The organism is Streptomyces sp. NPDC001781, assembly GCF_053596035.1.
Genome location: NZ_JBSFFI010000040.1, coordinates 38,089 through 48,566, shown reverse-complemented (window position 1 = coordinate 48,566; position 10,478 = coordinate 38,089). Strand labels below are relative to the sequence as shown.

The window sequence follows — 10,478 nt, the reverse complement described above, 5'->3', positions numbered from 1 at the left end:
CATCGCCCGGGCGAACAGGATCGGGTCCTGGCCCGGCGGGCGGGTGGGCAGCGCCCACCTCGGGGGACGGCTGTGGTCGGTCATGGGCGCGGTCCTCGCCGGTGTCCGACGGGCCCTCCCCGGTGCCGGGGTGGGCCGCGAGCCAGCGCTGGATGGCGATGCGCGCGGCCGGGGTGTGGGCGTGCTCCAGCCATTCGCGGGAGGGGCCGGAGGTCGCGTCCTGCCCCATGAGCAGTTGCACGGTGTCGCCGTCGCGCAGCACGGTGGCGAGGGCGGCCAGACGGCCGTTGACGCGGGCGCCGATGCAGGCGTGGGCGTCGTCGCCGTACTGCGCGTAGGCGGCGTCGACGCAGGTGGCGCCCTCGGGGAGACCCAGGGTGCCGCCGTCGGGCCGGACCACGGTGATCTCGCGGTCCTGGGCGAGGTCGTCGCGCAGGGTGGACCAGAAGGTGTCGGGGTCGGGGGCGCCGCGCTGCCAGTCGAGCAGGCGGGAGAGCCAGCCGGGGCGGGTGGGGTCGGCCCGCTCGCCGTCGGGGCCGGCGGTCTGCTCCTCGGCGGGCGGGGTGTTGGGGTTGCCGAGTGCGATCACCCCGGCCTCGGCGGCCTGGTGCATGCGGTGGGTGCGGACGAGGACTTCGACGACCTGGCCGTCCGGTCTGGCCACGGCGGTGTGCAGCGACTGGTAGAGGTTGAACTTCGGTACGGCGATGAAGTCCTTGAACTCCGAGACGACCGGGGTGAGACAGGTGTGCAGTTCACCGAGGACGGCGTAGCAGTCGGCGTCCTCGTTCACCAGCACCAGCAGGCGCCCGAAGTCGGTGCCGCGCAGCGGGCCGCGCTTGCGGGAGACGCGGTGCACGGAGACGAAGTGGCGGGGCCGGATGAGGACTTCGGCCGGGATGTCGGCCTCGCGCAGCACCGCGCGCACCTCGTCGGCGACCTCGGCGAGGGGGTCTCCCCCGGCGGCGTTCCGGGCGACGAGTTCGCTGGTGCGGGCGTACTCCTCGGGGTGGAGGATGGCGAAGACGAGGTCCTCCAGCTCGGTCTTGAGTGCCTGCACGCCGAGGCGTTCGGCGAGCGGGATGAGGACGTCGCGGGTGACCTTGGCGATCCGCGCCTGTTTCTCGGGGCGCATCACGCCGAGGGTGCGCATGTTGTGCAGCCGGTCGGCGAGTTTGATCGACATCACGCGCACGTCGTTGCCGGTGGCGACGAGCATCTTGCGGAAGGTCTCCGGCTCGGCGGCGGCGCCGTAGTCGACCTTCTCGAGCTTGGTGACGCCGTCGACGAGATAGCGGACCTCCTCCCCGAACTCCTCCCCGACCTGGTCGAGCGTCACGTCGGTGTCCTCGACCGTGTCGTGGAGGAGGGAGGCGGTCAGGGTGGTGGTCTCGGCGCCGAGTTCGGCGAGGATCAGCGTCACCGCGAGCGGGTGCGTGATGTACGGCTCACCGCTCTTGCGCATCTGACCGCGGTGGGAGGTCTCCGCCAGGAGGTAGGCGCGGCGCAGCGGGTCGAGGTCGGCGTCGGGGTGGTGGGCGCGGTGGGCCTCGGCGACGTGTCCGATGGCGTCGGGCAGCTTGCTCCGGAGGGCGGGGCCGAGCAGCGCGGCCCGGCCCAGCCTGCGCAGGTCGATCCGCGGCCGGGACTTCCTGCGGGCCGCCGTGGGCGCCGTGGGCGCTACCGGGCCTGGGCTCGCGGGGTTCGTGGCCTCCGCACTCATGGGCACCTCCGGCTCGTGGACCGGCGGACGGGGCCCGAGGGGCATACGCGGCTCAGGGTTGGCGACGTTCCCCCGTCCGTGCCGGTGCTTGATGCTATCGAGCCCATCACGTGCTGTTGGCCGCCTCTCGGCCAGCGTGAACCGGATCACCCATTCGAGCGATGCAACGGAGGTTTAGATTTCTCGCCACCCGCCCTCCGGTCTGCCTCGGTTTCGAACGGCCTCGCTGCCGAAGAACGGCTGGTCCCCGGCTCACGGCGCCACCGGGCAGCGGTCCGTCCAGGTCAGCGGGTCGCGCTTTCCAGCCACTCGGCGTCGATCCGGCCCTCGGCGACGATCACTGCGGGACCCGTCATCTCGATCTCGCCATCCGGTCGTTCGGTGATGACCAGCCGGCCGCCGGGCACGTCCACGACGTACGTGGCCGGGACGCCGGTCACGGCCGGGTCGGCGCCGTCGCGCCGGGCGGCGGCCACCGCGACGGCGCACGCGCCCGTGCCGCACGAGCGGGTCTCGCCGGAGCCGCGCTCGTGCACGCGCATGGCGACGTGTCCGGGGGCCCGGTCGACGACGAACTCCACGTTGACGCCGTCCGGGTAGGCGCCCTCCGGGCCGACCGGCGGCGCGGTGTACAGGTCACCGGCGTGAGCGAGGTCGTCCACGAAGGCGACGGCGTGCGGGTTGCCCATGTTCACGTTCCGCGCGGGCCAGCTCCGCGCACCGACACTGACCGTGACGTCGCCCTCGGGCAGGTGGGCCCGGCCCATGGCGACGGTGACGTCTCCGCCGCCGGCGTCGTCCTTGGCGATGTGGACGTGCTTCACTCCTCCGCGCGTGGCGATGGTGAGGTCACCTTCGCCCACATGTCCGGCGTGCTGGAGGTAGCGCGCGAACACACGCACTCCGTTGCCGCACATCTCCGCGACCGAGCCGTCGCCGTTGCGGTAGTCCATGAACCACTCGGCCTCGCCGGCCATGTCCCGGGCCTCGGGGTGCGCGGCGGAGCGAACCACGTGCAGCACCCCGTCGCCGCCGATGCCGGCCCGGCGGTCGCAGAGCGCGGCGACGGCGGCGGGCGGCAGATCGAGGGCGTTCTCGGGGTCGGGCACGATCACGAAGTCGTTCTCGGTGCCGTGACCCTTGAGGAATGCGATCCGCTTGCTCATGCCTCGATCGTACGGGGTGTCCCGGAGACCGCCCGAGAGCGGCCGGGTGCGCAGGCGGGGGCGCTAGCGCAGGCGGGCGACCCGCCACACGGCGAGGACCGCGACGACGCCCACCAGCAGCGCGTAGGTGAGGGCGACGCGCCAGTCGGCGCGGCGGCCGGTGCCGCGCGGGGGCAGACCCGGCCAGGTGTAGCCGACGCGGCGGGCGGCCATCATGCCCCAGCCGGCGGCGCAGGAGCAGATCAGCAGGCCCAGCATGGCGATGACCGCGCCGCTGTCACCGAAGTCGAAGGCGAGCGGGAAGGCGAACATGAGCGAGCCGAGCGCGGCCAGGCCCACGATGGGCGCGAGCTGCCAGATGCGCAGCCGGCGCTGGGGGCGGAGTTCGACCTCGACCTCGGGGCCGCCCGCGAACATCTCCTCGGGCGCGGGTCCGTCGGCGACGACCACGATCGGGATGTCGTCCGGACCGTCGTCGGCCAGGCGGTCCTCCACGCCGGGCTCGTCACCGTCGGTGGTGATGTGCTCGGTTCCTGCTGCGGTGTCACGAGGGCCGGCCTCCATCGCCACGCGCCCTCCCAACTTGGACTTCACCGGTCGATCGAAGCACGATGATGGCACGGCGCCACAGGCCGGGCCGACCGGTGGCGCATCCCGATGCCAGGACGTGATCAGGCTGTGACCGGTCGTTCGACCAACGCCAGCGCACGCCCCTGGAGTTCCCCGCGGTCCGCCGCGGCGCCGCTGAGCCAGTGGACCCTGGGGTCCCGCCGGAACCAGGTGTCCTGGCGGCGCGCGAAGCGCTTGGTGGTCCGCACGGTCTCCGCGCGCGCTTCCTCCTCGGTGCACTGTCCCGCGAGCGCGTCGAGCACCTGCTGGTACCCGAGCGCGCGGGAGGCGGTACGGCCCTCACGGAGCCCCTGGGCCTCCAGCGCGCGCACCTCGTCCACGAGTCCGGCCTCCCACATGAGGTCGACGCGGCGCGCGATGCGTTCGTCGAGCTCGGGACGGGCGACGTCGACGCCGATCTGGAGGGTGTCGTAGACCGAGTCGTGGCCGGGGAGGTTGGCGGTGAAGGGGCGCCCGGTGATCTCGATGACCTCCAGGGCGCGGACGATGCGGCGGCCGTTGCTGGGCAGGATGGCGCGGGCCGCCTCGGGGTCGGCGGCGGCGAGGCGCGCGTGCAGGGCGCCGGGGCCGCGCACGGCCAGCTCGTCCTCCAGGCGGGCCCGGACCTCGGGGTCGGTACCGGGGAACTCCAGGTTGTCGACGGCGCCGCGCACGTACAGTCCGGAGCCGCCGACCAGGACCGGCCAGCGGCCCTCGGCCAGGAGGGCGTCGATGCGCGCGCGGGCCAGTTTCTGGTACTCGGCGACGGAGGCGGCGACCGTGACGTCCCAGATGTCGAGCAGGTGGTGCGGGATTCCGCCGCGCTCCTTCGGGGTGAGCTTGGCGGTGCCGATGTCCATCCCCCGGTAGAGCTGCATCGAGTCGGCGTTGATGACCTCGCCGCCGAGTTGCTGGGCCAGGAAGACGCCGAGGTCGGACTTTCCGGCCGCGGTGGGGCCGACGACGGCGATGACACGGGGGGCGGGGGATGCACTGCTCACCGCACCAGTCTCGCAAACCCCGCGGGTCCGTCGGCGGCCGACGGTGAACGACGTGCGGCTGGGGGCGTGATCACGGGCGTGGCCTGGGCGTTCGCGCGGTGTGCCGCCCGGTGGGGAGGGGTACCGTCCCTCACACGCGCCGCATCACGCGCATGTGGGCTGTTCCGGAAGGTGGATCATGGGTCTGTTCGACGATGTGAAGGCCGCGCTCGGCCCGGCCAAGGACAAGGTGACGGACCTGGCCCGGCAGCACGGCGACAAGGTGCAGGACGGTCTCGACAAGGCCGCGCGGGTGGTCGACGAGCGTACCCGGGGCAAGTACACCGACAAGATCCACGCCGGTACGGACAAGGCGAAGGAAGCGGTGGACCGCCTCGGCAAGGAGGGCCACAAGCCTGGCGAGGGCCCGCAGGCACCCAAGGGCTAAGGGCTGTCCCGTAATCCCTGGTGGATCAGCGCGCGGCGTCGGATGCGGTGCATCGCAAGGCGGAGGGTCGTCCGCATGGCGTATGCGGACGATCCGACAACGCGGCGAGGCGCCGTAGCCGTCGGCGCGCGCCCGCCGGGGATTGCGGGACAGCCCTTAAGGTCTTTCGTCCGGTCGGGCCCCGCGGAGCCGGGCGCGACCGGGACGGGTGGTTCTAGCTCCAGGCGGCGACGAGGTAGCCGACGCCGTACGGCGCCTCGTCGTGCAGCAGGGTTCCGGCCAGGCCCGCATCCTCGGCGGCCGAGGCGAGGACCTGCCAGGGTGCGCGGCCGGACACCTGGAGTTCGCGGGCGAGTCCGGTGTCGAGTGCGGCGAGGGCCGCGAGGTCGGCGGCGCCCAGCGCGCGTGCGGCCTCGGCGTCGAAGGGGGCCGCGCGGTCGTCGAGGTAGCCGGGGGCCTTGAGCGTGCGCGAGGCGCTGCCGTCGCCCATCACCAGCAGGGCGATCCTGTCGTTGCCGCCGGCGATCTCCGCGCCGAGCGCGGCGCACCTGTCGGCGGGGAGATCCGCGTCCACGGCCACCGCCTCGACCGGCACGTCCACCCAGCCATTCCGCTCCAGCAGCCAGGCGGCGACCGCCAGTGAAGGGGGCAGCTCCGGCCCCGGGGCGTCCCCGGTGCCGAGCCGCACGTCCAGATCGACACCGAAGCCGCGGAAGGAACCCCGAGTGCCCTGCGGGTGGTGCCCGTCCCGCTCGGCGGGGCCGACGACCACCAGGCGGTCGGGGCGGGCGGCGGCGAGCACGCCGAGCGCGTCCGCGCAGGCGGCCCGGGCGGCGTCCAGTTCGGGGGCGGCGCCCGCGGCCACTTCGGGTACGAGCAGCGGTGGGCAGGGGCAGACGGCGGCTGCGGCAAGCATGATCGGCAGCGTAACGCGCCTCACCCCCGGCCCGCGCATGCCGGGGACCAGGGGTGGGGCGGGTCAAGGGTCAGTCGCAGCCGCAGCCGCTCGTGGCGGCCGGCAGTGGCGCGGGCACACCGACCTTCGGCAGGCCGAGCATGACGCCGGCCTTCTCGGCGGTCTCGGCCGCGTTGCGCTTCTCCCAGGCGTCGCCCGCGCGCGTGCGGCGCACGGCGAGGACGGCGCCCTCGGCGAGCAGGTGGTGCGGGGCGGCGTAGGTCACCTCGACCGTGACGACGTCACCGGGGCGCACCTCCTCGTCCGGCTTGGTGAAGTGGACCAGGCGGTTGTCGGCGGCGCGGCCGGAGAGGCGGTGGGTGGCACCGTCCTTGCGGCCCTCGCCCTCGGCGACCATCAACTGAAGGGTGCGGCCGACCTGCTTCTTGTTCTCCTCCCAGGAGATCTCCTCCTGGAGGGCGACCAGACGCTCGTAGCGTGCCTGCACGACCTCCTTGGGGATCTGGCCGTCCATGGTCGCGGCCGGGGTGCCGGGGCGCTTGGAGTACTGGAAGGTGAACGCCTGCGCGAAGCGCGCCTCGCGCACCACCTTCATGGTCTCCTCGAAGTCCTCCTCGGTCTCGCCGGGGAAGCCCACGATGATGTCGGTGGTGATGGCAGCGTGCGGGATCGCGGCGCGGACCTTCTCGATGATGCCGAGGTAGCGCTCCTGCCGGTAGGAGCGGCGCATCGCCTTCAGGACGGTGTCCGAGCCCGACTGGAGTGGCATGTGGAGCTGCGGCATCACGTTCGGCGTCTCGGCCATGGCGGCGATCACGTCGTCGGTGAAGTCGCGGGGATGCGGGGAGGTGAAGCGGACGCGCTCCAGTCCCTCGATGTTCCCGCAGGCCCGCAGGAGCTTGCTGAACGCCTCGCGGTCACCGATGTCGGAGCCGTAGGCGTTGACGTTCTGCCCGAGCAGGGTGATCTCGCTGACGCCCTCGGCGACCAGCGCCTCGATCTCGGCGAGGATGTCGCCGGTCCTGCGGTCCTTCTCCTTGCCGCGCAGCGCCGGGACGATGCAGAAGGTGCAGGTGTTGTTGCAGCCGACGGAGATCGACACCCATGCCGCGTACGCGCTCTCGCGCCGGGTCGGCAGGGTGGAGGGGAACGCCTCCAGCGACTCGGCGATCTCGACCTGCGCCTCCTCTTGGACGCGGGCGCGCTCCAGCAGGACGGGCAGCTTGCCGATGTTGTGCGTGCCGAAGACGACGTCGACCCAGGGTGCCCGCTTCACGATGGTGTCGCGGTCCTTCTGCGCGAGGCAGCCACCGACGGCGATCTGCATCCCGGGCCGTGAAGCCTTGCGCGGCGCGAGCCGGCCGAGGTTGCCGTAGAGCCGGTTGTCCGCGTTCTCGCGGACGGCGCAGGTGTTGAACACGACCACGTCGGCGTCCCCGTCGGAACCCTCGGGCGCCCGTACGTAACCGGCGTCCTCGAGCAGCCCGGACAATCGCTCGGAGTCGTGGACGTTCATCTGACACCCGTAGGTGCGCACCTCGTACGTCTTGGCTTCTCGAACGTCCACTGCCGGGCTCCGGTCGCTGCTGGTGGTCATGGGTCAAGGGTAGGCGGTCCCGGGACGCCCTCCGTCCCCGCTCCCCGCGGCCCGTGACCGGGGACACAGCGGGGTCGTCAGCGCTCGGGCGGGGTCCATCCCTGGCGGCGCAGGACCGCCGACACGTCGGGCGCCCGATAGTGCTCGCCCTTCAGGACCTTGCCGTCCTCGCGGCGGCTGATCTCACCGGACGGCCCGACCTTGCTCATGTTGGCGCGGTGGATCTCGGCGATGACCTCGTCGAGGTCGATGCCGTGGACCAGGGCGGTGCCGTAGGCGACGTAGACCACGTCCGCCAGTTCCTGTGCGAGGTGGTCGAGCGGGCCGGTGACGGAGACCTCCGCCACTTCCGCGGCCTCCTCGGCGAGCAGTTCCCCTCGGTGCGCGGCGAGTTCGGGACCGATCTCGGTGGGTACGGCACGGGCGTCGAGACCGAAAGCGTGGTGGAACTCGCTGACGAGGCGGGCGGGAGAGGTGCTCATGCGGCGACTGTAGCCGCCGTCCCGGGCAGCCCGGCCGATTGTCCACAGGCGGTCGGGGAGGCGGCCGTCCGGTTGTCCACAGCCCTGGTCGGTCCGCTCCCGGCCTGGCAGGATCGCCCGCATGCCCAAGGTGTTCCCGTTCGCCGAGATCTCCGCCCGACTGCCCGTCCGGCGCCGCTTGCTGTGGGCGTCGGGCGTGGGAGTCGTGGTGCTCGGACTGCTGCTGTGGTGGCAGGCACCGCTCGGTGAGAAGCCACCGAGCGGGAAGATCGTGTTCAGCACCGGCACCACCCGCGGGGTGTACGAGGAGTACGGCCGCCGCCTGCGCAACGAGCTGGCGAAGGACATGCCCGGTCTGACGGTGGAGCTCACCAGCAGCGCCGGTTCGCAGCAGAACGTGCAGCGGGTGGCGTCCGGCGAGGCCGACTTCACCATCGCGGCGGCCGACGCGGTACAGACGTACGAGCAGGCGCACCCCGGCGAGCACCGGCTGCGCGGGGTCGCCCGGCTCTACGACGACTACGTGCAGCTCATCGTGGCTCCCGGCGCCAAGATCGACAGCGTCGCCGACCTCCGGGACAAGCGGGTGGCCACCGGGCTGCCCAACTCCGGTGTGCGGCTGATCGCGAACGGTGTGCTGAAGGCCGCCGGGATCGACCCGGAGAAGGACATCGTCCCGGTGTCGGCCGGCATCGACACCGGCCCGGAGATGCTGGCGGACCACGACATCGACGCCTTCTTCTGGTCCGGGGGCCTGCCCACCGGCGGCCTGGAGGCGCTGGCGGACAAGTCGGGGTTCCGGTTCATACCCATGGACGGGAAGCTCGTCTCCCGGTTGCACGCCGAGGGGGAGGTGGCGCGCTACTACCGCGCCACCAACATGCCCGAGTCCGCGTATCCGCTCGTACAGGGCGGCTCCACGGTGGCCACCATCGCCGTGTCCAACCTGCTGATGACGCGTTCGGACCTGGACCCGAGGCTCACCGAGTGGATAACCCGCGTCGTGATCAAGAGCCGGGACGACATCGGCAAGCACGTGCACTCCGCACAGCGCGTCGATCTGCGCACCGCCATCTACACCGACCCGCTCCCCCTGCACGCCGGCGCCCGGCGCTACTACCGCTCCGTCAAGCCCTGACGGGGGCCGGGGACGGATGCGTGCCGGGGCAGAGTGACGGTGACCCGCAGGCCCCCGGGCTCGTGGTGGCCGTAGGAGAGGGAGCAGCCCGCCGCGGCGAGCAGGGCGCGGGTGATGGACAGGCCCAGCCCTGAGCCCTTGATGTTCTGATGGCGTCCGCTGCGCCAGAACCGGTCGCCCACGCGCTCGAGTTCGTCGTCGGTCAGACCCGGCCCGGTGTCGGTGACCTGGACGGTGGCGGTGTCACCGCTCGCCTGGACAGCGACCTCGACCGCGCCGTGCTCGGGGGTGAACTTGACGGCGTTGTCGATCACCGCGTCCAGCGCGCTGGACAGGGAGATCGCGTCGGCCCAGGCGGTGGTGGGCGGGCAGTCGCCCATCAACCGGACGCCCTTGGCCTCGGCGGTCGGTGTCCAGGCGGCGACCCGTTCCTCGGCCAGTGCGCCGATGTCGGTCAGCCGGGCCTCGGTCTCGGCGTGCTCGGCCAGCGCCAGGTCGAGCAGGTCGTCCAGCACCTGGGCCAGCCGCTTGCCCTCGGTGCGCACCGAGGCGATCTCCTGGTTGCCCTCGGGGAGTTCGAGGGACAGCAGTTCGATCCTCAGCAACAGAGCCGAGAGGGGGTTGCGCAGTTGATGGGAAGCATCCGCGACGAAGGCGCGCTGCTGCTCCAGCACGTCCTCGACGTTGTCCGCCATCTCGTTGAACGACCGTGCCAGCCGCCGCAGTTCGGGCGGCCCGCCACCGACCGCGACGCGGGACTTCAGGCGTCCGGTGGCGATGTCGTGGGTGGTGGCGTCCAGGATGCGCACCGGCCGCAGGACCCAGCCGGTCAGCCGCAGCGCCGCGCCCACCGCGAGCAGCATCGCCGCGATCTCCCCGGCCGCGATCAGCGCCCAGCCGCGCAGCACCCGCCACCGCATCTGCTCGGTCGGCGAGTCGGTGACGACGACCGCGACCACGTCACCGTCCCGGATGACCGGCGAGGCGACGACGAGCCGGGACCGCTGCCAGGGCCACACCTGGCCGGGGTCATGGCTGCGGCGGCTGAGCAGCGCCTCCTCGAAGGCCGCCCGGACCGCCCCCTCCTGCGGTACGAACCAGTCGCCGGGAGCGTTGACCATGGCGGAGCGGTCGCTGTAGAAGACGCCGGCACGTATGCCGTAGACGTCGTGGTAGCTGTCCAGCTCGCGATGGAGGGTCTGGAGGCGCTCGTCGGGGGCGGTGGAGCGGCCACCGCTGGAAGTGTCGGTGACGAACTGGGCGAGCGCGGCGAAGCGCGCGGTGTCGTCTATCCGGTCGACGATGACGCGCTGCTGCTCGGCCGCGGCCACGCTGGCGGCAAGCGGTGCACCGAGCGCGAGGAGCACGGCCGCCATCAGCACGATGAGCAGCGGCAGGAGCCGAGTGCGCACCCGGCCC

At 72.5% G+C, this 10,478-nt stretch carries 10 protein-coding genes; 2 read left to right on the top strand and 8 right to left on the bottom strand.

The window, feature by feature from the left end; translation table 11 throughout:
- From ACWCV3_RS26745 to miaA, 4 genes are all read right to left on the bottom strand, one after another.
- The coding region (locus ACWCV3_RS26745) for a RelA/SpoT family protein (RefSeq protein WP_451229164.1) at window positions 1-1,723 on the bottom strand (1,723 nt) is incomplete at its 3' end.
- Between the two features lie 284 nt (window positions 1,724-2,007).
- Window positions 2,008-2,889, bottom strand: a complete 882-nt coding sequence (gene dapF / locus ACWCV3_RS26740; RefSeq protein WP_451229161.1) for a diaminopimelate epimerase — start codon at window positions 2,887-2,889, stop codon at window positions 2,008-2,010.
- A gap of 63 nt (window positions 2,890-2,952) precedes the next feature.
- Window positions 2,953-3,453, bottom strand: coding sequence for a hypothetical protein (locus ACWCV3_RS26735; RefSeq protein ID WP_451229174.1), 501 nt, complete (start codon window positions 3,451-3,453; stop codon window positions 2,953-2,955).
- 107 nt (window positions 3,454-3,560) lie between these two features.
- Window positions 3,561-4,499, bottom strand: a complete 939-nt coding sequence (miaA, locus tag ACWCV3_RS26730) for a tRNA (adenosine(37)-N6)-dimethylallyltransferase MiaA (RefSeq protein WP_451229158.1) — start codon at window positions 4,497-4,499, stop codon at window positions 3,561-3,563.
- 178 nt (window positions 4,500-4,677) lie between these two features.
- Between miaA and ACWCV3_RS26725 the strand changes: the two genes are divergently transcribed.
- Entirely contained in the window at window positions 4,678-4,926 is a 249-nt protein-coding gene (locus tag ACWCV3_RS26725; protein ID WP_451229155.1) for an antitoxin, read from the top strand.
- A gap of 214 nt (window positions 4,927-5,140) precedes the next feature.
- Here ACWCV3_RS26725 and ACWCV3_RS26720 read toward each other — a convergent pair whose 3' ends face one another.
- From ACWCV3_RS26720 to ACWCV3_RS26710, 3 genes are all read right to left on the bottom strand, one after another.
- Window positions 5,141-5,842, bottom strand: a complete 702-nt coding sequence (locus ACWCV3_RS26720; protein ID WP_451229152.1) for a class III extradiol dioxygenase subunit B-like domain-containing protein — start codon at window positions 5,840-5,842, stop codon at window positions 5,141-5,143.
- 70 nt (window positions 5,843-5,912) lie between these two features.
- Window positions 5,913-7,439 carry a tRNA (N6-isopentenyl adenosine(37)-C2)-methylthiotransferase MiaB gene (gene miaB, locus ACWCV3_RS26715; RefSeq protein ID WP_451229149.1) on the bottom strand — a complete coding sequence of 509 codons (1,527 nt, stop codon included), beginning with the start codon at window positions 7,437-7,439 and terminating at the stop codon, window positions 5,913-5,915.
- Window positions 7,440-7,516: 77 nt separating this feature from the next.
- On the bottom strand, window positions 7,517-7,921 hold the full coding sequence (locus ACWCV3_RS26710) for a pyrophosphohydrolase domain-containing protein (protein WP_451229146.1): 405 nt from the start codon (window positions 7,919-7,921) through the stop codon (window positions 7,517-7,519).
- 121 nt (window positions 7,922-8,042) lie between these two features.
- On the opposite strand from ACWCV3_RS26710, the gene ACWCV3_RS26705 reads away from it, so the two are divergent.
- Window positions 8,043-9,059 (top strand): TAXI family TRAP transporter solute-binding subunit, encoded by a 1,017-nt coding sequence (locus ACWCV3_RS26705; protein ID WP_451229143.1) that lies wholly within the window; start codon window positions 8,043-8,045, stop codon window positions 9,057-9,059.
- Here the strand turns inward: ACWCV3_RS26705 and ACWCV3_RS26700 are convergent.
- A complete protein-coding gene (locus tag ACWCV3_RS26700) occupies window positions 9,038-10,471 on the bottom strand; it encodes a sensor histidine kinase (protein WP_451229140.1) in 1,434 nt (477 codons plus the stop codon). The genes ACWCV3_RS26705 and ACWCV3_RS26700 overlap by 22 nt on opposite strands.
- Window positions 10,472-10,478 lie beyond the last annotated feature (7 nt).